The organism is Clostridium vitabionis (assembly GCF_015351765.1).
GTDB classification, from domain to species: domain Bacteria; phylum Bacillota; class Clostridia; order Lachnospirales; family Lachnospiraceae; genus Clostridium_R; species Clostridium_R vitabionis.
Map to the genome: position 1 here is coordinate 20650 of NZ_JADKQA010000004.1, position 25579 is coordinate 46228.

Annotated in this window: 20 protein-coding genes; 2 read left to right on the forward strand and 18 right to left on the reverse strand. The window is 57.3% G+C overall.

Going from position 1 to position 25579, the window contains the following annotated elements:
* A complete protein-coding gene (locus tag ISF27_RS08600) occupies positions 1–732 on the reverse strand; it encodes an AzlC family ABC transporter permease (RefSeq protein WP_194611104.1) in 732 nt (243 codons plus the stop codon).
* 101 nt (positions 733–833) lie between these two features.
* Here ISF27_RS08600 and ISF27_RS08605 point away from each other — a divergent pair, with 101 nt between their 5' ends.
* Entirely contained in the window at positions 834–1721 is an 888-nt protein-coding gene (locus tag ISF27_RS08605) for a LysR family transcriptional regulator (protein ID WP_194611105.1), read from the forward strand.
* Between the two features lie 231 nt (positions 1722–1952).
* Here ISF27_RS08605 and ISF27_RS08610 read toward each other — a convergent pair whose 3' ends face one another.
* The 5 genes from ISF27_RS08610 to ISF27_RS08630 all read right to left on the reverse strand — a co-directional run bounded on the left by ISF27_RS08610 (position 1953) and on the right by ISF27_RS08630 (position 9066).
* Complete coding sequence (locus ISF27_RS08610) at positions 1953–2531, reverse strand: TetR/AcrR family transcriptional regulator (RefSeq protein ID WP_194611106.1); 579 nt, start codon at positions 2529–2531, stop codon at positions 1953–1955.
* A gap of 198 nt (positions 2532–2729) precedes the next feature.
* Positions 2730–5162, reverse strand: coding sequence for a trans-4-hydroxy-L-proline dehydratase (hypD, locus tag ISF27_RS08615; RefSeq protein ID WP_194611107.1), 2433 nt, complete (start codon positions 5160–5162; stop codon positions 2730–2732).
* Between the two features lie 4 nt (positions 5163–5166).
* On the reverse strand, positions 5167–6081 hold the full coding sequence (locus tag ISF27_RS08620; protein ID WP_194611108.1) for a trans-4-hydroxy-L-proline dehydratase activase: 915 nt from the start codon (positions 6079–6081) through the stop codon (positions 5167–5169).
* Between the two features lie 278 nt (positions 6082–6359).
* Complete coding sequence (eutH, locus tag ISF27_RS08625) at positions 6360–7457, reverse strand: ethanolamine utilization protein EutH (protein WP_194611109.1); 1098 nt, start codon at positions 7455–7457, stop codon at positions 6360–6362.
* A gap of 121 nt (positions 7458–7578) precedes the next feature.
* Entirely contained in the window at positions 7579–9066 is a 1488-nt protein-coding gene (locus ISF27_RS08630; RefSeq protein WP_194611110.1) for an alanine/glycine:cation symporter family protein, read from the reverse strand.
* Positions 9067–9698: 632 nt separating this feature from the next.
* On the opposite strand from ISF27_RS08630, the gene ISF27_RS08635 reads away from it, so the two are divergent.
* Complete coding sequence (locus ISF27_RS08635; protein WP_194611111.1) at positions 9699–10880, forward strand: M20 metallopeptidase family protein; 1182 nt, start codon at positions 9699–9701, stop codon at positions 10878–10880.
* Between the two features lie 55 nt (positions 10881–10935).
* On the opposite strand, the gene ISF27_RS08640 is transcribed toward ISF27_RS08635, so the two are convergent.
* The 12 genes from ISF27_RS08640 to ISF27_RS08695 all read right to left on the reverse strand — a co-directional run bounded on the left by ISF27_RS08640 (position 10936) and on the right by ISF27_RS08695 (position 25448).
* Entirely contained in the window at positions 10936–12198 is a 1263-nt protein-coding gene (locus ISF27_RS08640; protein WP_194611112.1) for an MFS transporter, read from the reverse strand.
* A 73-nt stretch (positions 12199–12271) separates the two neighbouring features.
* Positions 12272–12763: a DUF1097 domain-containing protein gene (locus ISF27_RS08645; protein ID WP_194611113.1), complete on the reverse strand. Its 492-nt coding sequence runs from the start codon at positions 12761–12763 to the stop codon at positions 12272–12274.
* Positions 12764–12772: 9 nt separating this feature from the next.
* Complete coding sequence (locus tag ISF27_RS08650; protein ID WP_194611114.1) at positions 12773–13753, reverse strand: phosphotriesterase family protein; 981 nt, start codon at positions 13751–13753, stop codon at positions 12773–12775.
* Between the two features lie 90 nt (positions 13754–13843).
* A complete protein-coding gene (locus ISF27_RS08655) occupies positions 13844–14149 on the reverse strand; it encodes a NifU family protein (RefSeq protein ID WP_194611115.1) in 306 nt (101 codons plus the stop codon).
* A 33-nt stretch (positions 14150–14182) separates the two neighbouring features.
* Positions 14183–15799: a 4-hydroxyphenylacetate 3-hydroxylase N-terminal domain-containing protein gene (locus ISF27_RS08660; protein ID WP_194611116.1), complete on the reverse strand. Its 1617-nt coding sequence runs from the start codon at positions 15797–15799 to the stop codon at positions 14183–14185.
* A gap of 57 nt (positions 15800–15856) precedes the next feature.
* On the reverse strand, positions 15857–17479 hold the full coding sequence (locus ISF27_RS08665; protein WP_194611117.1) for a 4-hydroxyphenylacetate 3-hydroxylase N-terminal domain-containing protein: 1623 nt from the start codon (positions 17477–17479) through the stop codon (positions 15857–15859).
* A complete protein-coding gene (locus ISF27_RS13525) occupies positions 17479–18447 on the reverse strand; it encodes a 3-hydroxyacyl-CoA dehydrogenase family protein (RefSeq protein ID WP_328701571.1) in 969 nt (322 codons plus the stop codon). Before ISF27_RS13525 ends, ISF27_RS08665 begins: the two co-directional genes overlap by 1 nt.
* 24 nt (positions 18448–18471) lie before the next feature.
* Positions 18472–19977: an amino acid adenylation domain-containing protein gene (locus ISF27_RS08675; RefSeq protein WP_194611118.1), complete on the reverse strand. Its 1506-nt coding sequence runs from the start codon at positions 19975–19977 to the stop codon at positions 18472–18474.
* 4 nt (positions 19978–19981) lie between these two features.
* The gene (locus ISF27_RS08680) at positions 19982–21271 is read right to left on the reverse strand and encodes a CoA transferase (protein ID WP_194611119.1); all 1290 of its coding nucleotides are present in this window, start codon (positions 21269–21271) and stop codon (positions 19982–19984) included.
* 92 nt (positions 21272–21363) lie between these two features.
* Entirely contained in the window at positions 21364–22197 is an 834-nt protein-coding gene (locus tag ISF27_RS08685; protein ID WP_194611120.1) for an SDR family NAD(P)-dependent oxidoreductase, read from the reverse strand.
* A gap of 52 nt (positions 22198–22249) precedes the next feature.
* Entirely contained in the window at positions 22250–23395 is a 1146-nt protein-coding gene (locus ISF27_RS08690) for an acyl-CoA dehydrogenase family protein (protein ID WP_194611121.1), read from the reverse strand.
* Between the two features lie 34 nt (positions 23396–23429).
* The gene (locus ISF27_RS08695; protein ID WP_235986234.1) at positions 23430–25448 is read right to left on the reverse strand and encodes an oxidoreductase; all 2019 of its coding nucleotides are present in this window, start codon (positions 25446–25448) and stop codon (positions 23430–23432) included.
* Between the last annotated feature and the right edge of the window lie 131 nt (positions 25449–25579).

The window sequence follows — 25579 nt, forward strand, 5'->3', positions numbered from 1 at the left end:
TCAGGAATCCTCCTTTACCGGGAATTTCCAGGCCGCGAACGCGGAGATCGCGACCGTGAGAAGGATGGTGCGCGTGCCCTCGGAGAGCAACTTGAGAACCGGCAGGACACTGAACAGAAAGCTTGCCGCGAAGCTCACGCATACCAGGACGCCGAGAAGCCGGTTTTTCCGGCAGGGCGGGATGATGATCGCGAGGAACATGCCATACAGGGCGACGCTCAGCGCGGCGACGATGGTGGCAGGCAGTGCCGTCCCCGCGGCGACGCCGCACAGGGAGCCGAGCGCCCAGCCGGGCAGCGCCAGCGCCATGGCGCCATAATAATAGGAAGGATTCAGATTTCCCGGCCGGGAAATGGCGATGCCGAATAATTCGTCGGTGACGTCAAATCCGATCAGCATCCGGTCCCGCGTGGGGACAGACGGGCTGAGCTTCTGGCTCAGGGAGCAGCTCATCAGGAGATAGCGGGCATTCGCGATCAGGGTCATCAGCGCTGTCTCCCACAGCGGCGCGCCGGCGGCGACCAGGGTGACACCGGCATATTCCCCGGCGGATGCGTTGTTCAGAAGGCTCATCATCATGCCCTCAAATGGCGTGAGGCCGGCATTTTTCATCGCGATGCCCAGGGCAAAGGATACCGCGAAATATCCGGTCATGATCGGGATGCCGTCCCGTGCGCCCGCGAGCGCCTCCATGCGGGATGCGCTGCCCATGGCTGCTGTTCCTGCTTCCATGAAGATCCTCCTCTTGTGCTCGAATTTCTTACCTTCGTATTATCCTTCAGCTCTAGGAATTATTAAAATGAATGTTTATAATATATTCATAAGGAGGACTTATGGATAGCCGGTATCAGATTTTTTTGCAGGCGGTGCGCGCGCGGTCATTCACGCGGGCGGCGGAGAAGCTGGGGTATACGCAGTCCGCGGTCAGCCAGGCGGTGCGCTCCCTGGAAAATGAGCTCGGCACGGTGCTGATTACCCGGTCACACGACGGGATCGCCCTGACGAGGGACGGTGAGGCCTATCTGCCCTATATCGAGGCCATTGTGGCGGGGGAAAATGCCCTCCGCGCGAAGACGAGGGAGATGCAGGGGTTGACCAAGAGCCTGGTCAGGATCGGGACATTTACCAGTATCAGCCGGAACCTGCTCCCGGCGCTGATCCAGTCGTTTCTTGCGGAGTACCCGGATGTCCGCTTTGAGCTACGCCAGGGGGAATATACGTCCATCAACGCGGATATCCTGAGCGGGCGCCTGGATTTCGGTTTTGTGAGCCCGGAGTTTGTCAGCGGCCTGGAGACGGAGGTGGTCTATACCGATACGATGATGGCGGTGCTCCCGCCCGCCTCGCCGCTCGCCGCGCAGGGGACGGTGTCGCTCCGGCAGCTCGCCGGATTTCCGTATATCCTGCTGGACGAGGGGGAGTACAGCGTCGCGCTGGAGGCATTTTCCAGGATCGGCCTTACGCCGGATGTGCGGTTCAAGGTGACGGATGATTATTCGATTCTGGCGATGGTGCGCCAGAATATGGGATATTCCCTGGTGTACCGCCTCACGCTCGCGGGATTTTCGGAAGGGGTGGCGGTGATCCCGGTCAGGGAGCCGGTTCAGCGCACGATCGCCATGGGATGGCGCAATTATGAGACGCTGCCGCTCGCCGCCAAGCGGTTTATCGGGCACATCCGGGCACATGCGCCGGAGCTTTTGGCGCATCTGGAGACGTGAGCGGTTTTTGGCCTGGAAACTATGCTTCGGAAGAGAAGGGCTGGCTCCCGGTAAGCGGTTTCGTCGAAGATTCCCGCGAAGAGTTGAAGAGATAGGAAAAGAGATTTGCATAGCCCGTATGAAACTTGTGCTTCATCCGAAGGCGTGCGCTCGTTAAGTGCCCTGCGTAAAAGAACAGGCTCCTGCTTCCCATGAAAAATGGAAGCAGGAGCCTGTTTTGCAGGGGTTCCTTTATGCCTTCACCGCCCCGAAGAGCAGCGGGAGCATTTTTCTGGTATAGCTGCCGAGTGCCATATGGCCGTCGCAGATGCAGTAATCGTAAACGATGGCGCGCTCACACATGGAGTACAGGTGGACGATGTCGTGGGTGGGCAGGTCGCCACGGATTTCCCCGCGGCGCTGGCCCTCGTCGACAAGCCTGGTGACCATGTGATAGTAGTAGCGGTTCTGGTCCAGGAGGCCGCGGTCACCGTGGGTAACCACTTGGGAAGAGTAGAGGTTCGCCAGCAGGTTCATCGGGATCTCGCGTTCAATGCGGTCATGAATCTGGATGCTCAGGTCCAGCAGCTTGTCGTAGGCGTTCATCTCTGGGTCGAAGGTGTCTTCCAGCTCCTTGTAGTAGCTGTCGAACATCTCCGGAAGGGTGCCGAGAAGGGAATCCTTTCCGGTGAAATAGTGGTAAAAGCTTCCCCGTGAGGTGTTGGCGGCCTGGATGATGTCATCAATCCGCGTCTCCTCATAGCCCTTTTCGTGAAACAGCTTCCAGGCTGCGTGCGTGATCTTTTCTTTTGTGGCTGACGACCTTGTCATAATGTGTTCTCCCCCTCCGGCCGGACTTGTTCCGCGGGCTGGCCCACGGGATGTTCCTGTTTCCCGCGGCGGAGATGATCCGGCCGGATGAAACAGGAAACAGGGTGTATCGAAATCTCGATACACCCTGTATTTTACCACGGCAGGCTATTGTACTTCAAGTTCAGGTGTACTTTGCCTGAACTGCAATACAAGAGATCAGCCGAAGGACTGTTCGGTTCTCTCGATAATCTCGTTCTGCAGTGCGTTGTCAAGGTTGCGGAAGTAGTCACTGTAGCCGGCAACACGGACGATCAGGTCGCGGTACTCATCCGGATGCTTCTGCGCGTCCTTCAGGGTCTCACGGTCGATGACGTTGAACTGCATGTGGTGCCCGCCCATCGCGAAGTAGGAGCGGATCAGCGCGGCGAGATTGTCGATGCCCTTCTCGCCGGCAAGTGCAGCCGGAGTGAACTTCTGGTTGAGCAGGGTGCCGCCGGTCTTGCAGTGTCCCATCTTGGAGCAGGACTTTACAACAGCAGTCGGGCCGTTGATATCGGCTCCCTTTGCCGGGGAAATACCGTCGGCAAGCGGCTTATGGGCAAGACGGCCGCTTGGTGCCGCGATCATGACATCGCCGAAGTATACATGGCAGGTGGTCGGCAGCATGTCGACATGATAGTCGCCGCCGCGGATATTCTTTCTGCCGGTGATATAATCTCTGTACTCATTGAATACGGTGAGCATGATGTCATCGGCGTAATCGTCATCGTTGCCGTACTTCGGTGTCTTGTGGGCAACCAGGTTGAAGATCTCCTCGTGTCCCTCGAAGTTGTCGTTCAGGGCATCGATCAGCTCCTTCATCGTGAACTTCTTCTTGTCGAAGACGTTGTACTTGATGGCGGAAAGGCTGTCGGAGATATCTGCGATTCCTACGCCCTGGATATAGCTGGTGTTGTATCTTGCGCCACCGGCGTTGTAATCCTTGCCTTTCTTGATGCAGTCGTTGGTGCAGATGGACAGGAACGGAGCCGGCATCATGGTGGCGAAGATCTTTTCGATCACGAGGTTGCCGCGCATCTTGACGTCAATGATGTATTCCAGCTGGGTCTTGAATGCCTTCCAGACATCGTCGTAGGACTTGAAGTCCTCAGCTTTTCCGGTGTGCGGGCCGATCTGCTTCTTGAACATCGGGTCATAGCCGTCGTAGAGCGCGAGCTCAAGGCACTTCGGGATGTTGAGATAGCCGGTAAGGATATAGGCTTCATTTCCCCATGCTCCGGTCTCCACGCAGCCGGAGCAGCCTGCCTGGCGGGCATCCACGAGGGACTTGCCCTGGTTCAGGAGCTCCTGGATCAGCTCGTCGGTATTGTAGAATGCCGGCTGGCCCCAGCCCTGGCGGGCAATCTCACAGGCTCTCTTGAGGAACTTCTGGGGAGTAACCTTGCTGATCTGAACATTGGAGTTCGGCTGGTTCTGGCGCATATCTTCCATGCAGTCGAGGATCAGGTAGGAAACGCGGCTTACACCGTCCGTGCCGTCTTCCTTGACACCGCCGGAGTTGATGTTGGCGAAGTCAACATAGGTTCCGGATTCCTTCAGCGTTACGCCGACCTTAACCGGTGCGGGCGAGTTGAAGAGCTTAACCCACAGGCACTCCAGAAGCTCAAGAGCCTGCGTATCGTTGAGGATGCCTTCCTTGGTGTCTTTCTCATAGAACGGGGTCAGATGCTGGTCAAGACGTCCCGGGGTAAATGCATCCCACGGATTCAGCTCCAGGGTAACACCGAGGTGGGTGAACCAGTACATCTGGATCGCCTGCCAGTAGGTCTCCGGCTTATGGGCGGGAACAACCTCGCAGTTGTGCGCGATCATTTCCAGCTCTTTCTTTCTCTGCGGATCCTTGCACTCTGCTGCCTTCTCCAGGGCGAGGTCGTGATAGCGCTTGCCGAGGATGCAGATGGCATCGCAGTCGATCGACATGGCCTCGAGCTCCTGCTGCTTCTCCAGAGCCTCAGGATCGTTGTAGAAGTCGAGGTTCGCGATTGCGTCCGCGATTTCCTTCTTGTAATCCAGATAGCCTTTAATATAGAAGTTCTTGCCGCCGGCGGTGTGACCCGGGCCTCTCTGCTCCATGAACTCGGTGAACATGCCGACCTCGTAGCAGTCTCTCCATTCCTGGGTCATGTTGGCCAGGATGTGGTCGCGGGTTGCACGGCCCTTCCAGTACGGGATGATGACGTCCTCCTGGGTCTTCAGGTCGTCCTCAGTGACGGTGAAGTTCACCAGCTTGCGGTCATTCATGATGTGCATGTCTTCGATGGTGTGGCAGCAGATCTCCGGGAAGGTCGGGGAGCACTGCGGGTCACGGCCCTTTTCACCGACGATCAGCTCATCCTCACCCAGATACAGGGTCTTTTTGCTGAAGTATTCCTTCAGGACCAGGGCACGAAGAACAGGGGTGGAAACCTTGCCCTCATACTTCTTGTAGACCTCGGTCTCGATGACCGCACGCTCAAGATCAATGTGCGGCTGTGTGCTGTGAGAGATTCTTCTCAGTCTCTTGATCCGGTCAGTGCATCCGCGCTCATTGTCCTTTGCGAGTGCATCCGGTGTGGTGATGTTAAATGATGTATCAACCTTTTCCGCCATACGATCAACCTCCTATTTCTGTATTGGCATAGCCATGTTCTTTGAACATGTTTTTAAAATGTTCCATCTGTTCCTTTGGGGGGACGCTCATCTCGTCCTCCATGTAGGGCCTTCCGAGGTTCTGGTATTTGCTCTTCCCGAAATCGTGATAGGGGAGGAGGCTGACCTCTCTCGGTGAGATCTTTTTCTCCTGGAGAAAACGGATCACATCTTCCATGAACCTGTCATCTGCATTGACCTTCCCGATGACCGGAATCCGGATGAAGAGCCCTGCGCCGTCGCGGGACAGCTTTTCCAGATTTTCTAGGATCAGCCGGTTGTCGACGCCCATGTACTTCCGGTGAACCTCAGGATCCATCGCCTTGATGTCGTAGAGAAAGATATCGACATAGGGGAGTATCCGCTGGAAGTTCTCGTAAGGGGCGTACCCGGACGTATCGATGAAGACCGGGATGCCTTCCTCATGAAGCCGCCTGCAGAGTTCTTCGACAAAATCCATGTTCTGCACCATGACCTCGCCGCCGGAGAGGGTCACCCCGCCGCCGGACTGTTCATAGAAGATTTTGTCTTTCTTTGCCTCGCGGACCAGTTCATCCACGGTGTATTTCTTCCCCGCCAGCTCCCGGGCTTCATTCAGGCAGCTGTCAGTGCAGGCGCCGCAGGTTGTGCATTTTGAACGGTCAAAGATGAGATGGCCATTCTCGATCCGGTTTGCCTTCTGGGGACAGGCGCCCACGCAGCGGCCGCAGGCCGTACATTTGCTCTCGTACCATACCAGCTCCGGTTCCATATGCTGGCTCTCCGGATTGTGGCACCAGAGACAGCGCAGCGGGCATCCCTTGAAGAAAATGGTTGTCCGGATTCCCGGCCCATCGTGAGTCGAGAATTTCTGAATATTAAATATTGTCGGTTCCGTCAACCGTCCTTCCTCCTGTTCTGCCCGGAAACCGCCTCTCGGCGTTGTCCTGCGGGCGTTTTTGCGAACTAGACTACGTTCTAGTTACAAGTCTATATTACGATCATCCGCTGGAAAATGCAAGATGCAAATTAACAAAATTCGTATTCTTATAATAAACAGACTAAAAATTTGTGGAATCTGCACATTTAAATTTGGCTAGTATTGACAAAGATCATTGTCGTATCGTGTATGAGTTCAGAAACCCTGTCGAATAAAACAAAATAATGGCACAATTCATGCTATTCAGATGCACGGGTTTCCTTCCCTTTGCCATTCCGGCGCAGCACAAGGACGGCGATCAGGATGCCCAGCACGCCGTCGAGGAGCTTGTTGGCCATATATGCCGGAATCCATGCCTCCGGGATCAGGGAGGAGACGAAGGCGAACTGACCGCCGATCACATAGGCTGCGGCGACCGAGAAGGCGGCGTTGATGATCTGGCCACGCCGATCCATCCGGGAGTAGAGGGGAAGCATGGCAAGGCTCTGGGTGAGGGTGAGAATCAGGCCGACGACCGCCTCGTTATTGACGCCGAGCAGATTTGCCGCTTTTGAGACAAGGTGCTTTCCCCGGGTCAGCGCAAGGTGGGAGAGGACGAGTCCTCCGGATGCGATGCACATCATGCGGAGAACCATGACCAGGATTTCCCGCACCAGGGCCTGGTCAAGAGGGATGAGCTCCGGGAGAAAAACACTCGCCATGGCGAGGCCGGAGAAGAGGTAGCTGAAAATCCGGATGATGGTTCCCAGGATGATCATTACCCGCTGGGTAGCCCGGGGAGCCGCGAAGAAAGCGAGGATCAGCACCGCGCAGACGATGATGACAGGCAGCATGTTCACCAGGATGGCAGGAAGCGGCATGCCGATCATCATGCCGCCGGCGAGGAGGCCGGCAGGCAGCGGAAGGATGCCGAAGATAAAGCCGAGCATCAAATCCGGAATCTCCTCTTTTTTTACGGAGGCGAGGAAGACCGGGAGCTGGAAGCCGACGGTGGCACCAAGCCCTCCGGCGATCATCGCGCCGGAAAATGCGGCTGTCCGCTCTCCGGAGGCGATTTCCAGAGAGATCGGCAGGGCGCCCATATCGGGGGCGAGCAGGCAGCTGACGAGGACGGACGGATCGAAGGGCATATGTTCCGCCGCGGCGGCTATGGCCGCTGCGTGGCTCTGGATGAAGGAGACGCCGATGACGTAGAGACCGACGGTGCTCATCGTGAGGCTGCCCATCGTGGCTACTCCCTTTTCAAAATCCCCGGCGAGATCAAGCTTTCCACCAAGGATTTCATCCAGGAGGCCGAGGGCGGCGAAGCTGAGCATAACAGCGATAAAGATATTCAAGAGTGCACCTCCGCAATTCCGGAAAGAACTGTGCAAATAGCAGGAATCCCGGGGAGGTGGAAACTTCCCCGGGATGAATTTTCGGATTTCGTATACGGATGTTTTTCGGAAAGAAGGCCGGTTATTTCGCGAGCTTCTTGGCGTTGATTTCCTTCCACAGGTCGTTGTCAACACCCTTGAAGGTCAGCACATCCGGGTTGTAAACCGGATCCACATGAGCGGCCATCTGCTTCTCGTAATCCTGATACATCTTGATTACCCGGCCGGACAGGCAGAGGACAACAAGCATGTTGAACCAGGTGATGGAACCGAGGGCAAGGTCGGCCAGATCCCAGGCGAGACTTGCTTTGACAATGCCGTAGAAGAAGATCAGGATCGGCATAGCGATCTTCAGGAACATGGTTGCTGCCTTGCGGGCTCCAGCTTTCTCAGCGCCCTGGAACAGATAGGTTGCTGCGGACTCAGCCTCATAATAGTAGCTGATCAGGCAGGTGAAGGAGAACAGAGCCAGCATGATGGCGATGAAGGTCGGGGCAATTGCGCCCATGACATGGGTCACGGCGAGCTGTACGAAGATGACGCCGTTGGTGCCGGTTGCGGCAAGCGTTGCCAGAGACGGATCACCGGATCCTACATAACCGGAAGCGGTATGGAAGCAGTCCGTCAGAAGGATCATGAGGCCGGTGCAGTTGCAGACAATAACGGTATCCAGCCATACGCCGGCGGCGTTGGACATACCCTGCTTTACCGGGTGGGTCGTCTCAGCAGCGGCAGCGGTCGGAGTGGATTCGCCCATGCCGGAAGCCGAGGAGAAGGTACCACGCCTTACACCCTGTGTGATGGCGAGGCCGAGGCCGCCGCCGATGACTGCGTTCTTGCCGAAGGCGCAGGTAACAACCTCAACGATGACGGCAGGAATCCGGGTGAAGTTCATCACCAGGACGATGATCGTGCAGGCAATGTAGATGACGGTCATGAACGGAACAACCGCGGAAGCAACCTGGCTGATTCTCTTGATGCCGCCCCAGATAACGACGATCATGATCAGGGCGATCACCAGGGCGGAAACCCACATCGGGATGCCCAGGGCGTTGCGGAAACCGTCGCAGATGGTGTTGGTCGCCGCTGCCGGCATGAACAGGCCGATGCCGATCATGGAGATGGCCGCGAGGAATGTGCCGTAACCTTTCCAGCCAAGGCCGTTCTGTGCGCAGTAATAACCGCCGCCGCGGTATTCGCCGTCGACGCGTCTCTTGAACAGGGAACCCTCAACGCACTCGGTGAAGCAGACTGCGGAGTTGGTCATACCGGCGAGAGTCATCCAGAACATGGCGCCGGGTCCGCCGGTATAGATGGCGACTGCGACACCGGCTACGTTGCCGGTACCGATACGCATGGCCATCGTTGTACAGAAGGATGCGAACGCCGAGATACCGGAATCGGAATCCTGGCGGTCAATAATTCTCTTCCACATGTCCTTGAAGTGGACAAACTGGAAGAAGCCGAGGCGGATGGTCATATAGAGGCCGCCGCCCACGATGATGATGAGCATTCCAATGCCCCAGAACAGGCTGTTGCCCGCAGAAATGAGACTTTCCAATGCTGCCATTAAGTTACCTCCTCTTCTTGTTGAAAACTATTGTTTCTCCTTAGCCAAGCCCTTATTTCGGTGTACTGCTTCCCTTCCGTCCCCCTGAGTTTTTGCCGGCGGGAATGCAAAACCGAATCAAGTTTGTACTATAGTCTAGTATAAATATTGTCGGTTTAATTGTCAATATCGCATGTGTTATTGGCACTATTAACAAGAAATATTTATTTTGGCGAATATTGCTGAAATTATTTGTAGCAAATTGGAGTATTTTCCCTTGACAGGGGAGGCGCGAGATGGAAATTTTGGTGAAAGGGAAAAAATGGTAAATTTTCGGCATTATAATATTCTTGTTATGGTAAGAATAGCAAAAACTTGCGGGAACCCGCCTGTTTTGTGCTGCTTTTGTGATTTTTGCAACAATTTTGCCGGCAGGATGGATTCTCGAGGTTGGTGACGGGCTGATGGTTTGGACAGGGATAGGCGATGCTGGACATTTGTTCCTGTCATCCGCCAATGGAAAATGATGAGGAAAACGCTTGCCATAAACCTATAAAACAGATAAGATTATAGCAAATAAAAACAAGATAGTTTCCGGAACGGGCAATTTCAAAACTGGTGTTGTCAATTATAGAAAGCGGAGGATTTTTAAGATGGATATACGCAGAGAGGCAGAAGAGGGGACGTCGGAGCTGATCCGGCTCAGAAGATATTTCCACCAGCATCCGGAGCGGAGCTGGCATGAGGTTGACACGCAGAAAAAGATTGAGGAATTTCTTGCCGGGGAAGGGATTCCCTTTCATGAGGCCTGCAGGACCGGCGTGATTGCGGATATCGCGGGAAAATCCTCCGGCGATAAGATTCTCGGCATCCGGGCGGATATCGACGCCCTGCCGGTTACGGAAGAGACGGGGCTTCCCTTTGCCTCGGAAAATTCCGGCACCATGCACGCCTGCGGTCATGATGTCCATATTGCGGTTCTCCTGGAGACGGCGAAATTGCTGAACCGGCACCGGGATGAGCTGAAGGTCAGGGTGCGCCTCCTGTTCCAGCCCGCGGAGGAATTTATCGAGGACAGCGGAGCCGCGCACATGCGGGAACTGCCGGAGGTCCGGGAGATCAGCCGACTGATCGGCCTGCACATCGGGAGCGCTATCCCATGCGGGCAGGCGTATCTCGGCGAAGGCCCGATCATGGCGAGCGCAGATACCTTTGACATTGATATTCAGGGGAAAGGCGGCCATGGCGCGCACCCGGAGGAGTGCATTGACCCGATTCCGGCGGGCGTCCGCATCTGCGAGGGGGTGAATCGCTTCCTCGCCCGGGTGAAGAGCCCGATTTCCCCGGCAGTGATCAGCATTACGTCTTTTCAGGCAGGCAATACCTCCAACGTGATCCCGGACAGCGCGCACCTTTCCGGTACCACGAGATCGGGGGATCCGGCGCTGCGGGATCAATTTGAGGATGTCCTGAAAACCATCGGCGCCGCTGCCGCGTTGGAGACAGGAACCACGGTGAGGGTGGATTACCACTATGGCTGCCCGGTGACCATCAACGATCCGGCAGCGGTTGCCACGGGGCGCCGGGCTGCGGAGGAGGTCTTCGGGAAGGAAAATGTTATTAAAATTCCCTTCCTGACGATCGGCGAGGATTTCTCGAAATATCCGAATGAGAAGGCATTTCTCTGGCTCGGTGGCGGATACCGGGATAAGGATAAGGTCTTCCCCCAGCACAGCCCGCACTATCTGGCAGACGAGGCGGCACTGCCGCTGGGCGTCCGGTATTTCCTCACCTATGTCCGGGAATACCAGGATGAGGTGGAAAAGCAGGAATAAGACAAAAATGAAAGATCCGCCCGATTTCTTTTTAAGAAACCGGGCGGACCCGTTTTTATCCGGAGCTCTCCGCTTTGACCTTGTGGCGGACAAGAATCGCCGCCGCCAGGGAGATCGCGGCGAGAACGCAGGCGACCAGGTAGGCTCTCGAGTAGTCGCCGCCATTTTTCATGGAGACGGCGAGGCGGGGGCCGATCAGCCCGGCAATGCCGAACATCAGGTACATGACGCCGTAGTTTTCGGTGATGTATTTCGCACCGAAGAGGTCGGCAGTGATCGGCGTGATGGTACCGCCGAAGCCGCCGTAACTCAGAATGGTCAGCGACATGCAGACGATGGCGGCAGTCATTCCCGGCCTTGTGGCGAGGATTCCCATCGTGACCACGGGGATCGCGCAGATGATGCACAGGGTGACGTATTTATCGGTCTTGTCGGTTACCGTGCCCCAGAGGATTCTGCCCAGCATGCTCATCAGCGACATGAGGGAGGCATACCCCGCGGCAGCGGCGACAGTGACGCCGTAGGACGCCTGCATCATTGGGGAAACCTGGCTGAGGACCATCATCCCCGAGGTAAGCCCGAAGGCAAATGCCACGGCGGCGACATAGAACATGCCGGTTCGCACCATCTCACCGCGGTTTTTGTCCGGAACATGCCGAACCGGCCGTGCCTTCTGCGCGGAAGCCGAAGCGGAGGATTTCCCGGCAATCTGGGATTTTTTAAAGTCCACATAGCCCTCCGGCACCGGGCGGAGGATGAGGCCGCAGGCGATCAGCACAACCAGGCAGATCATGCCGGTCAGGTTAAAGGCAAATGTATAATTCTTCTCCAGAAGGCCGGCGAGAACCGGATTCCAGATCATTGCGGAGCCGCCGTAGATGCCGGCCATGAGGCCTGAGGCAAGTCCCGGGCGCTCCGGCAGGACGGAAGCTGCGTAGCCCATCATCGTTGGGTAGCAGAGCCCGGTTCCGATACCGGTTCCCAGCGCATAGAACAGGAAGAGCATCGGGAGATTCGTGATGAAGCTGCAGCCGATGTAACCGCAGCCGAACAGGATGCCGCCCAGGATGATCATCTGACGTACCGAGAGCTTCCGGGTAAAATGCCCGAGCAGTGTCGGGGACATGGTCGAGCAGAGGACAGTCACGGTATAGCAGAGCGCGACCGTCGCGACCTTATCCTCCGCGTGCAGGCGGGTGATAAAGGGCGTCTGCACCACGGACCAGGTATAGCCCAGGCCGACGATGAAGCAGACCGCCAGGGCAGCAAGGTAATATTTGATTTTGTTTTTCTCGAAAGAGGTAAAAGACTGCTCCATAATAACCCCCTTGGCAGAACAGTTTGACCGGGATCGGCGGGCGCGGAGCACCCGCGGTCCCCGGTCTTTCGACTCAGCTTGCCGGATATTTTTTCATAAAATAGTTCATTCCCCAGCCGCAGATCGCGCAGAGGAGATAGCCGAAGAAGAAGGTGGCAGCCAGCGCGGGGAGATTTCCCCCGTTCTGGGAAAAGGTCAGGCACACGCCTCCGAAGATAGCAGGCATATACTTGAGCGGCGTCCCGGAGAGCGGCCCCAAGTGGATGCACATGGTCACCGTCGTTCCGGCAACGACAGAGAGGAAAGTGGCCGCGACAGCGCCGAGCCCCGCTTTCATGAGCAGGGAGATGATCCAGAAGTCCACCAGCGCCCACAGGATCCCACACCATGAGGAGAGGAGGAGACCCGGGGTTTCCTTTGGCTCAAGCCCCATGCCGAAATAGATGGCAAGGCATACGAACATGATCCAGCCGATTCCGAAGGGCAGAAAGTTGTAGATGATATACAGGAGAGCGGAGAAAAAACTCGTCCAGACGGAAAACCAGAGAATCGCTTTACTGCTCATCCCCACCTCTCAATCTCCGAACAGGTGCTTCGGGTTGTCCAGGAAGAAGCGGTCGATCTGCTCCTCGGGGATGCCCTGCTTCCGCATTTCCGGGATCACCTGCTTGCCGATCTTGCTCCAGTCCGCATCCTTCAGTGTCTCCGCGAGAATACCGGTCATGATATTCGGGCGGCCGAGCTGGTAATCGACGAGGTCGTGGCCGAGGTTGATCTTGCCGCCGTAGCCGGCCTCACAGAGCTTCTTGATCAGGGTGACGCACTTGTCGTTGGTCGGCGTGTGGAACAGTTCTCCCTCGAGGCCGAGGCGGTCGATATTGTCATAGGCGCCCTGGTCGAGCACCCGCTTGTGATAATCGAAATCCAGATTGCCGCTCATGTGGCCGATCGCGATCTTTTTCGGATCCGCGCCGTTCTTGATCAGGAGTTCAGCCTGCTCGGGACCCATGGTTCCCAGCTGGGTATGGGTGATGATCACGCAGCCGGTTTTCTTCTGGGCGCGGGCAGCAGCCTTGAAGAAGCACTGCTCCAGATCGGTGATCTGATTGGCGCTTGAGGCGAGCTTGATCACGCCCGCGCGGATGCCGGTTCCGGCGATACCCTCCGTGAGTTCGGTCACGTACATTTCTTCGATCTCACTGACGATATCCGCGGATGCGGAGCGGAACTTCCAGTAACCGTAGGCGCTCTCCGGCTCAAAATAGTATCCGGTCGAGCAGATGATGTGGAGGCCTGTTTTCTCCGACATTTTCTTCAGGAATAAGGGGTCGCGGCCGCATTCATTGGTGGTTGCGTCGACAATCGTGCGGATGCCGTATGCCTTTGCCATGTCCGCGTTCCGGATGCAGGCTTCCTCCGCGGCAGCTTCGTCGAACGGTCCGAGCGTGGTATCGCCCTGGTATCCGCAGAAGCCGTACAGAAAATGCTCGTGAATCAGTGTCCTTCCCAGCTCTTCAGCGGGAACGGGGCCAAGAACCGTGTTAACTGTTTTCATACCTGAACCTCCTTGAAAAATAGCCTGGGAAACTGTCGGGACAGGCTCAGCAGTTTCTCAGGCGTGATGGGGATTGCCGTTGGAATCCGTTTATGCCTGGGTGCGGTGGCGGTGTGTCATCAGCGCCATCGCCTGAGCCAGGATTTCCTCTGTAATCCCGTTATCAATTTCCACCTTCTTCACCTGGGGAAAAGCCGCACAGATTTCTTTCTGGATCAGATTGGCGGCAGTTTCGTCTGCGCAGATGCAGCCGGCGCATTCGCCCTGCAGGGAGATCCAGAGCGTCCCGGTATCATCAAGGTTCACGATCTCCACATTTCCCCGGTGAGCCCTGAGCGACGGGCGTACTCTTTTCTCCAGCACTTCATCCATTTCATCCAAAAGCTTCTCGTCCATGAGGGTTCTCCCTTCCGTGTGCATAGTCTGAGGTTATTTCTTTGCGGCACCGCCCTGCGTCTTGTCAAAGCGGGCGAGCATCGCGCGCGGTGTCGCCGTGTGGGCGCTGCGCTCATAGCGCGGGCAGGTCTCATAGCCGGGCAGGCCGGCAAGGTATTTGGCGATCTTTTTGAGCTCCTCGAGATCGTAGCGGCTCATCATCGTGATGGTCTCCATGAGCGGGGATCCGCCGCCGTGAACGCCGGCAACGGCCTGTGCGGCCTCGAAGGAGTCGCAGAGCTTATTTTCCATCATGCGCATGACGCGGTGGGTGTCCTCGGCGCTGTAAGCCGGATTCCGGCGGATATACTTGTTGCAGAGGTCTGCCGTCTCGGGATCGAAGAAGCTCTCCTCGGTCGGAAGCGAGGCGCAGACGCCGCCGGTGAGATCCGCCAGGGTCTCATACTCGTGGTAAATGTTGTGGCCCGCGAGGCGGCGGCCGGCGTTGGTCAGAACCTCATCCGGAACCCACTGGCCGGACGGGAACTGGATTCCGTGCCACGCGCTGGCTTCGCCCGCCGCGAAGACGAGCTCGGCGGTCTGGATAATGTCGCAGAGCTTCTCCCTTACATGCGGCTGCTTGGCGATATCATTGACATCAGCGACGAGGGCAGCCTGGGAGGCGATGATTTCCGAAATCGCGGCCTTGCAGCCTGTGTAAGAATGCCTGTGGTAGTTGGCGAACATCAGCGCCAGGTAGCCGGCGTACTTCGGCACACCCTCGTTGTCTCGGCCGCACATGAATACGCGGTCGTAGGGGATGAAGGCGTCGTCGAAGATGGTCATGGACTCGACATCACCAACATGGGCATAGGGCGCGTCGAGATGGGTGCGCTTGTGGTGAAGGCCGGGCAGGACCATCAGCTTCACGCCGTCCCAGTCGCCGGGGATGGCGAAGGACACCGCGTAATCCGCGTCCTCCTGTGCCATGAATTTCGTCGGGGTGACGATAATCTCATCGACGTAGGGGGCGTTGGAATTGCAGATCTTGGCGCCGCGGACGATGATGCCCTTGCAGGGCTTCCCGTCGATGCCGATGCCGTCAACGTCCGTGTCCACAACATGGACAAAGGAGTCTGGATCCGGCTGCATGTAGGCTCTCTTGTATTTCGGGTTCCGGGAACCCTTGACGTCGGTCTGGGCGCAGTTGATGACGAGGTCATATTTCTGGGCGTACTTGATATATTCCAGAAGACGCTCGTGGTAGTGTGTCCCGCAGGCCTGGTCGCAGTCATAGGTGGAGGAGAAGAGGGCGTTCATCGCGTCCGTTCCCATGCAGCGCTGCATGCAGCCGCCCACCCGGTGGCAGATCAGCTTGGTCATGTTCTGCTTGGTGAGAAGATCCTGCTGGGACATGTTGATGTGCGTGCAGCGGTTGATCGGCTCCCCGGTGATGTGGGACTTGGTGACACAGAGATCCGCGTATTCCGGGTCGTTGGCGACGTCATAGCACTGCTTCATGACATAGCAGCCGCCGCGGAGCCAGTCGGCGAGATCCCGCTCGGCGCCCTGTTTCCCGTTGGAGCGGTCAAGCTTCTTTCCGTTCAGATAGACATTTGGCTTCATTTTGAGGAGCCGCTGTTTGTATTGTTCATAAGTACCTACTGCCATTGTGCAAAACCTCCATTTTTTATCGCCGGTATTTGGCGGGCAACGGCTTGATCCGGTTTACTTCTTTGCTTCCTGGGCTTGTGCCTTCGTGGCATCGAAGCGGGCGAGCATCGCCCTCGGGGTCGCGGTGTGCTTGCTGCGCTCATAGCGCGGGCACTTGTCATAGCCCGGAAGGCCGGCGAGATATTTGGCGATCTTCTTGAGTTCCTCGAGGTCGTATCGGCTCATCAGGGTGATGGTCTCCATCAGCGGGGAACCGCCGCCGTGAACGCCGGCAACCGCCTGCGCGGCTTCATAGGAGTCGCAGAGCTTGTTTTCCATCATGCGCATAACCCGGTGCGTCTCCTCGGCCGTGTAAGCCGGATTGCGGCGGATATACTTATTGCAGAGTTCCGCGGTCTCCGGATCGTAGAAGCTCTCCTCGGTCGGAAGCGAAGCGCAGACGCCGCCCGTGAGGTCTGCCAGGGTCTCGTACTCGTGGTACATATTGTGCCCGGCAAGACGTCTTCCGGCATTGGTCAGGACTTCATCCGGAACCCACTGGCCGGACGGGAACTCTACCGCGTGGTGCGCCGCGGCCTCGCCGGCGGCGAAGACGAGCTCGGCGGTCTGGATAATGTCGCAGATCTTCTCTCTCACATGCGGCTGCTTCGCGATGTCGTTGACATCGGCGACGAGGGCTGCCTGGGAAGCGATCACTTCCGATACGGCGGTCTTGCAGCCGGTGTAGGAGTGGCGGTGATAGTGGGCGAACATCAGGGCAAGGTAGCCGGCGTAGCGGGCAACGCCCTCGTTGTCGCGTCCGCACATGAAGACACGGTCATAGGGAACAAAGGTGTCATCGAAGATGGTCAGGGATTCTACGTCGCCGATGTGCGCGTAGGGTGCGTCGATGTGGGAGCGTTTCGGATGCGTGCCCGGAAGAGCCATCAGCTTGATGCCGTCCCAGTCGGCCGGAAGGGCGAAAGCAACCGCGTAGTCGGAGTCTTCCTGGCTCATGAACTTGGTCGGGTTGACGATGATCTCATCCACATAGGGGGCGCAGGAGTTGCAGATCTTGGCGCCGCGGACGATGATGCCCTTGCAGGGCTTGCCGTCCACGCCGATACCGTCGACATCGGTTTCCACAACGTGGACAAAGGAATCCGGATCCGGCTGCATGTGCGCTCTCTTGTACTTCGGGTTGCGGGAGCCCTTGACATCGGTCTGCGCGCAGTTGCAGATCAGGTCATATTTCTGGCAGTAGAGCAGATACTTGTTCAGGCGCTCGTGATAGTTCGTGCCGCATGCCTGGTCGCAGTCGTAGGTGACGGAGAACAGGGCGTTCAGGGCATCGGAGCCCATGCACCGCTGCATACAGCCGCCGACGTGCTGGCAGATCAGCCTGGTCATCAGCTGTTTCTTCAGCAGGTCGTCGATGCTGTGGTGGATGTGGGTAGCGCGGTTGATGGTCTCCCCGTTGATGTGGGATTTGGTCACACAGACATCCGCGTATTCGGGGTCATTGGCCACATCGTAGCACTGCTTCATGACATACACGCCGCCGCGGAGCCAGTCGGCGAAATCTCTTTCCGCGCCCTGCTTGCCGTTAGAGCGATCCACTTTTTTACCGTTGAGATAGATGTTGGGCTTCATCTTAAGAAGCCGTTCTTTATACTGCTCATAGGTTCCAACTGCCATTATTTGTCTTCCTCCTCAAATTTGTTCATGACTTTATACATGGTCAGGATGCGGGAATTTCTCTTCGCCACATAGGCGTCAAAATCTCCGGTGTACTTCTTCAGTACGCCTTCCCCTGCGCGCACGCCGGTATGGCCTGTGCGGAAAATCTCGTCCGCCAGAGGGAATTTATCCGTGGCGTTGCAGAGCGTCGGGATGACATCGCCGGCAACCGCGAGGGTGATCTCGTGGCCGACAAAATCCCAGAGCTCAATCGGGCCCTCAAAGCTCCAGCGGAGACCGTCGGTATATTTCAGCGCGTTTTCCGCGTCCTGGGCGCTCACCCAGCCCTGCTCGATCATGTAGTAGAGCTCGCGGCAGATCGCGGTTGCCAGGCGGTTGACGATAAAGCCGGGGATGTATTTGCGCAGCACGGACGGCTTCTTCCCACAACTCTCCAGAACCTCGCGCATTTTGTCACCGACGGCGTCGGCGGTCTTCGGCCCCTGCACCACCTCGATGATCTTCATGAGATAGGGCGGGTTGAACCAGTGCGTGATCACGAGCCGTGACGGGTTCTTCAGAAAACTGTCGGTGAGCGAGAAGACATCCATGCCGGAGGTGTTGGAGGCGAAGATGCAGTCCTCGCGGCAGCTCTCCGAGAGCATTTCGTAGGTGCTGCGCTTGATGTGCTTGTTCTCCGGGACGACCTCGATGACCAGGTCAAATTCTTTTCCTCTTGCCGGGATCTCCCCGTTCAGGATGCCGGTCAGGTTGGCCTTGACGGCGTTTTCATAGTCATCGCTGGAGAGAAGGTCATTTTCTTTCATCCAGGCGATACTCTTGTCCACCTGGGTAAATGCCCGGTCGATAAATTCCTGCTTGATGTCGGCCATCACCGTCTTGTAGCCGTTTGCCGCGAAGACCATGGCGATGGAGCTGCCCATGGTTCCGGCGCCGACGACGAGAACGTTCTTGATATCAGTCACGAAATTTCCCTCCTTTTGTCTTTATCAGTACAATTTTTCCAATAATTTATGATCATTGAGCTCACGCGGCGGCTCGATGGCGCTGCGGTTGACCTTCCCGCTCCTGAGCCGCTGGAACTCCGCGAGCTGAATCATGCATGTCGGCACCATATAATAGGGAACCAGGGTGCGCATCTTCTTTTTCAGAAGCTTGACGTCCAGCGGTTTGTCCGCGGTGAAATAGGCGCACAGGATATTGGTTCCTCCGTGGTCCGTGAAGATTTTAACCACCGTCTCTCGAACCAGGCCAAGGCTGAGAAGGGCATTTTCGACGGCGGCCGCCTCTACGCGGAATCCGCGGATTTTGTACATGGTATCTTTTCTGCCGACATAATAAAGGTTTCCGTCCGGGAGCCTCTGCACCAGATCCCTGGTCTTGAACAGCCGGTCGTACGGGGGATTTTCCCCAAATGGATTCCGGATGTACTGCCGCGCGGTGAGTTCCGGGTTCTGGAAATACCCGCGGCTGACCTGCGGCCCGGCAAGCCACAGTTCTCCGATTTCTCCGTCAGGGACGGGGGTTCCCTGATCGTCGACGACGTAACTGCGCAGAGTCGGATTCACCCTGCCGATGGGATAATCCCCGGCAGCTCCGCTGATTTCATAGACAGAAATCAGGGCAGCGAGTTCAGTGGACGCATAGAGATTCAGGATCCGGTAAGGCTTTTTCTCAAGATTCCGGACGCGCTCGCTGCCGACAAGCAGCGCACGCAGCGGAATCCGGGAATCCTCGACCTTCATTAGTTTCATCGCCATGTGCGGCGGGAGGAAGCTGACGGTGATCTTCTCCCGGTTCCAGTAGTCCACGATGCTTTCAATCTTTCTCCGGCTCTTTTCGGGGATGATGCAAAGCCGGGCTCCGGACGCTAATCCTGAACAGATGTCGAAAAGGGCAGCAACAAAGCTGAAGGAGGCAAATACGCAGATCCGGTCATCTGAGGTAAGACCTAGCCGGTCAAAGTTGCTGATCGATGCGTTGATATTGTGCTGCTCCAGCATGACCCCTTTCGGCTCCGTAGTGGATCCTGAGGTAAATATAATGACGGCGAGCCCATCCGCGGAGGAGCGGTCGATAAACTCCTCATTTGGGGCAAAGTGGTGGGCCGCGAAGAAATCCCGTCTGATCGCCAGCCGGCAGTGGCATCGCTCTCTTAAGCGGCTGGACTCAGATTCCGGGTAGCAGGTATCAATGTAAAAACATGCTGCGCCGGCTTTCCAGAGAGAAAGCATAGCCAGGATCGAGTAGATACTCCTGCCGGATTCGATGGAGACAATCTCGCCATGTTTCACGCCGTGCCGGATCAGGCAGGCGGCCAGGTCATTGCTGTATTCATCCAGTTCCCGGTAGGTAAGGGAGTACTCAGCGTCCATGACCGCGATCCTGTCAGGATACCTGAGGGCAGTCTCATGGAAGATCCGGCAGAATGTCTGGCGGAAAAAAATCGTCTTGTCTCTGGAAAGCTGCTCAGAGCGGAGAATTCCATCAGTCATTGTCTTAGTCGATAACGCCCTTTCCTTTCAGCGCATCTACCTCCTCTTTCGTATAATCAAGGAGTTTGATCATGATCTTCTCGGTATCCTCGCCGAGGCTCGGGGCGCCTCGCCATACCTCGCCGGGTGTTGCCGACAGCTTCGGGGTGAAGCCATAGACGGTGACGTCATCCTGGAGGGTCTCATCCTTGTAGGTGAGCCAGTCTCCGCGCTCCTGCCAGTGCGGATCCTCCATAACATCCTTGCAGTCCTTGATGACCGCGGCGCCGAGGCCATTTTCCAGGAGGACGTCGATCGCCTCCTTCGCGGTGTGGCTCATGAAGTAGTCGTTGAACTTCTGGTCAAGCTCCTTGCCGGTCTCACTCTGCAGGGCTTCGGCGCTTCCGCCGGCCTTCTCGTAGGAATATTTGTCGAGATCGAAGCCGAAGGCCTTGATGACTTTCTCATAGGGCCCCTTGCCATAGGTGCCGAGGTTGATGAATTTTCCATCCTTGGTCGGGAAAATGCCTGCCGGCTGGTAGGTGGACTGCTTTACGCCCTGGCGCTGCTTCTGGATGCCCATCTTGCTCCAGATGGCGTAGTTGTCGTCCATGACGCGCATGTAAGCTTCGCAGAGGGTCGAATCGATGATCTGACCCTTGCCGCTCCGCTCTACTTCACGGAGTGCCATCAGGCAGCCGGAGAAGGCGAACAGGCCGGAGAGATAATCACCGATATACTGCTGTGCATAGTACGGCGGCTTATCCGGGAAGCCCTGGAGCAGGCACCATCCGGATTCTGCCTGGGCTAACGGGTCGTAGCAGGCTCTCGCGAGGTACTGCGGGGTGCCGCCGAACTTCGGGGTGCCAAATCCGCTGACATGGCAGATCACGAGCTTGGGATTGACCTCGAGCAGCATCTCGTCGGTGATGCCCAGCTTCTCGATCCAGACCATGTTCTCGATCCAGACATCGCACTCCTTGATCAGCGAGAGGAAGATTTCCTTCGCTTCCGGAACCTTCTTCAGATTGGTCTCCAGCGTGAAGGACAGCTTATTGCGGGCGTTTTGTGCCCAGGAGCCGCTGATGTGGCGGTCGCCGGAAACCAGCTGAGGTTTCTGGTGTCTTGCGGAATCGCCCTTAACCTTCGGGCGTTCCAGGGCGATCACCTCGGCGCCGAAATCGCTGAACATGGTCGCGGCAAACGGGGCGGCGACAACGCTGCCGTTCAGCAGCACGCGGATCCCGCTGAGCGGGCCGAAATCTTTGCTGAGAAGTGGAGCCGGCTTTTTGACTAAGTTTTCCCAACGATTCATAGGATTTCCTCCTCACAAGATACATTCTATGGACATTCATCGGGCAGCGGAGAACGGGTCCCCGCCGCCGCGATGGTTAAGCTTTTTTCGGTTTAAGCCTCAGAGGGCTCGTTCATGATCATGCGGCCGACAGTTCCGCCGGTCACCTCGATCACCGCGCCGTTGACGTAGGAGGAGAGGTCGGTGGCGAGGAATTCCACCACGTTCGCGCAGTCCTCCGGTGTGCCGAAGCGCTTCATGGCCACATTGCGGAGGAAGGTTCCCTCGCCGGCCTTCTTGTAATTCTCTACCAGGCGCCCGGTCGCGATAAATCCCGGCGCGATGCAGTTGCAGGTCACGTTATAGCGGCCGCATTCCTGCGCGAGGGACATCGTGTACTGGCGGATCGCTGCCTTGGCGGAGCCGTAGTGCGCGTAGGAGCCGTCCGAATTGGCAATCAGGCCGCCGACGGAGATCACGTTGATTACCTTGCCGTATCCGCGCTTCTTCATTCCCGGAACAACGGCGTTGCAGGTGTAGACTGTGCCGTAGTAGTTGCGCTCGGTAACGCCGTAGAACTGCTCCCAGTTGAGCTCGGCGGCTTTGTTCCCGTCCGGTGCGCCCATGCCGCCGCCGGCGTTGCAGACGAGGATATCGATCGGGCCGAGTTCCTTCTCGATCTTCTCCACCGCGGCGTAAACCTCTTCCCGCTTCGTGATATCGGCTTCCGCGCCGCAGGATTTTCTTCCCAGATTGCGGATTTCGTCCATCGTGGTTCCCGCGGTCATCAGTTTTTTCTCGCCCTCGAAAGCCTCATAGGATTTGAGGTCGATGTCGATCACGCCGACGTCCGCGCCGAGCTGCGCCAGGCGGAGGGCATAAGCACGTCCGAGCCCTCTTGCTGCTCCGGTTACTAAAGCGACTTTTCCATCTAATCTTGCTGGCATAGTGTATTCTCCTTTCCCATTGGAAATCATATTTTCAGGGATGATCGTCCCCTTATTTCTGAATCAGGCTGCGGCCGATGACCATGCGCTGGATCTGGTTGGTTCCCTCGAAGATCTGCTGCAGCTTGGCGTCGCGCATCAGCTTTTCTACCGGGTACTCGCGGCTGTAGCCATATCCGCCGAGAACCTGGACGGCATCTTCGGTGACCTTCATGGCGTTGTCAGAGATAAAGGTCTTCGTGATGGCGCCGAGGCGGGCGTCGTAAATACCCTTATCGCACATCCGCGCGCAGTGGTAGAGAAGATTTCTGGAGGTGGTCACCGCGATCTGCATGTCGGCGAGCAGGAACTGCACTGCCTGGTGCTTGATGATCGGCTTGCCGAAGGTCACACGCTGGTTCGCGTATTTCACCGCCTCGTCGAAGGCGCGCTGCATGATGCCCATCGCGCCGTAGGAGTTGACGCCGCGGCTCCTGTCGAGGCAGGTCATGGCAATCTTGAAGCCCTGGCCCTCCTCTCCGACAAGATGGTCGGCGGGAATCCGGACATCCTGGAAGACGAGCTCGGCGGTGTTGGAGAGAACCATGCCCATCTTGTCCTCCGCCTTTCCGACGGATACGCCCGGGCGGTCCTTCTCGATGATGAAGCAGGAGATTCCCTTGGTGCCGAGGCTCTTATCCACGGTCGCGAATACGGTGAATACGTCGGCGAGGCCGCCGCTGGTGATGAAACATTTGCTGCCGTTGATGATATAGTCATTGCCGTCGCGGACAGCCGTCGTCCTCGTGGCACTTGCGTCGGATCCGGCATTTGCCTCGGTCAGGCAGAAGGCGCCGAGCTTTCCGGAGAGGATGAAATCCGCATAGAGCTGTTTCTGCATGTCATTGCCGAACAGGAGGATGGGTTCCATGCCGAACTCGCCGGTGGTGGCGCTGCAGATGAAGCCGGCGTCAACCGTGGCAAATTCCTCGTTGACGAGCATGACATCCATCGTGCTCAGGCCCTGGCCGCCCAGGCTCTCCGGAAGGAACATGGAGTTAAAGCCGGCATCGCAGAACTTTTTGAAGACGTCCATCGGAAATTCACCGTGATTGTGGTCGATGTCCTTGGAGCGCTCAAGCAGCTCATTTTCGGCAAATTCTTTCGCGAATGCCTTGAGGTCAAGCTGTTCCTCCGTCAAGCCAAATTCATTTTTCATGGTGTGGTTCTCCTTTCCTTGGTTAGGTTTTGCGTTAAGGCAGCTCATTCTTCGTCTGTGTGAGCGCCATATAAACATCACATACAGCGTCGGCGATTCTCGCGGGACGGACCGCGTCGCCGATCAGCTCCACCCTGCCGGGAAATGCCTTCTGGCAGGGATAATAGAGATCCCGGCTGGGCATCCATCCGCCGGCAAGGACGACCAGGTCCGCCGGAATGGAATGTTTTTCCCCGCCGCGGAAAAATTCCACCTGCTGTTTCCCGATCCGGATATCCTCCGCGGACATTTCCAACCGGATGTCCGCGTGCGCGAGAGCCTCGGGAACCATCCAGCGGATGCTCTTCCCAAAGCCGCCGCCCGGCTTCTTTTCCGCGGCGATCATTGTGATCCTCCGCGGTTTGCCGTCAAAAAGCTTTTCCGCGTCCGGAAGCTGGTCCGGAGCCCACTCCTCAAGGAAGCGGAGGGCGTCCGCGTGCGGAGTATCCAGCGACCGGAGATAGAGCGCGGCCTGCACGGCCCGGAATCCCGCGCCGAGAACGGCGATGTTCCGGAACGGCAGGGCGTCCGCCGCCAGGCAGTCGTTCGCGGTGATGACCGCGGCGGACCGGGAGTGGGGATAGGCGATTCCACGGATTGAGCTTCCCGCCGCGATGACAAGCCGGTCAAATTCATGATTTCGAAGGAGCCGGCAGAGCTGGCTTGCGGTTGCGGTCTTTCCAAACCGGAAGTTCACCTGGCTGCGCAGGCAGGTCTTCCAGAGGTAGTCCAGATATTGCCGGACATCGCCCTGCCCGGGAACCTTCGCCAGCAGGCGGCCGGAGCCGCCGTAGGTTTCGGATTTCTCCCAGACCGTCACCTGATTCTCCGTGGCGGCCTTCCCGGCATAGGAGAGGCCGGAGATTCCCGCGCCGATCACGAGGATGTTCTCCCCGCGGACGGTGAGCTCCGGCGAGCGGTGATCGCGGCCGAGCTCCGGATTGATGGCACAGCGGAGCTCCGAGGCGGAGAATATCCGGTCCATGCATTCCTGGTTGCAGGAGATGCATGGGCGGACGGTGTCTGCGTGATCCTTCTCATACTTCAGCACCAGCTCCGGGTCGGCGATCAGCCCCCGGCAGATGCCGGCGAGATCACAGAGGCCGTCGGCGAGGGCGGCTTCCGCACTCCGGAGATCCAGACGGTTGCAGCCGATCACCGGCTTATCCACGGCTTTTTTTACCGCTCCGGCAAGGTAGAGGTAAGCGCCGTGCGGGACGTTCGGTGTGATCTGCGGTACCTGGGTTTCGTGCCAACCTCCGGTGATGTTGAAGACATCCGTCAGGGGGCTGGCCAGCCGGGCGATCTCCACCGTGTCCGCGGCAGTGTTCCCGCCGGGGATGAAATCCGCGCCGGCAAGCCGGACGCTGACCGGAAAATCTGTTCCGGCTCTCCGCCGCACCTCCTGAAGGATTTCCAGGAGAAATTCAGCCCGGTTCCGGAGAGAGCCTCCGTAGCGGTCTGTCCGGACATTGGCTGCGGGAGAGAGAAACTCGGCGATCAGATAGCCGGCGCCGGCGAGAATCTCAATGCCGTCAAAACCGGCTTTTTTCGCCCGGACAGCGGCATCTCCATACCATCCGACGATCTCCTGGATTTCCGGGATTGTCAGTTCCCGGGCTTCCTCGCCGGTAAAGCGGCTGATCCGGGCGGATGGCGCTACAGCCATCTCGCCTCCGTATTCCCGGCGGCGCGCATAGGCGCCGGGGTGCATCAGCTGGACAAAAATCTTTGTGTTTTCCTGGTGAACCGCATCGGTCAGCCTGTGCAGTCCGGGAAGAAATTTGTCATCATAGATTTCCATCATCGAGGCCCGGTTGATCCGGACCGGGTCAATTCCGGCCGCGCCAGCGATGGTAAGTCCGACGTGTCCCCGGGCCCGATCTTGATGGAAGGAAATAAATTTATCTGTAACAAATCCGTCGGTACACCAGGACAGATTCGCCGCAGTCATGACAAAGCGATTTCTCAGTGAACAGGTTCCGATTTCCAGGGGAGTAAGCAGTAATCTCATCAAAGGTGTCTTTAACCTCCCACCCTGAATAGAGCAAGAGGCGTGCCAAAAACGAAAATATTGCAACAGTTCAGAAATCGTGGGAACAAGCCGGAAACAGTGAGGCGGAATACGGAGATTTTTGCAGAAAT